Below are 245 nucleotides of genomic sequence, written 5' to 3' on the forward strand. Positions count from 1 at the left end.
GATTTAAATAGAAAAGCAACGACTCACGATTATCCGCTAGCTCCCCAAGAAGAATTGGATGAAAGAGATAATTACATCTCAATTGATGTTCATAGTAATCTCGATCTCAAAAAAACGCTTGAAGAAGATACATTTGATGACTTTATCACCACGATCTCTTCTTTAGTAGAGCATATGTACGATTTTCACAATGCTCATGTTTTTATTAAAACTCATGTTCATGACAAAATGGATTTAACTGATTT

At 32.7% G+C, this 245-nt stretch carries 1 protein-coding gene; it reads left to right on the forward strand.

What is annotated here, in order from left to right; translation table 11 throughout:
* Positions 1 to 245 (forward strand): hypothetical protein (locus R2R70_RS22450; protein WP_410979265.1); only part of this gene is annotated, 245 nt, incomplete at both ends.

It is taken from the genome of Cobetia sp. SIMBA_158 (assembly GCF_046566945.1).
Classification (GTDB): Bacteria; Pseudomonadota; Gammaproteobacteria; order Pseudomonadales; family Halomonadaceae; genus Cobetia; species Cobetia amphilecti.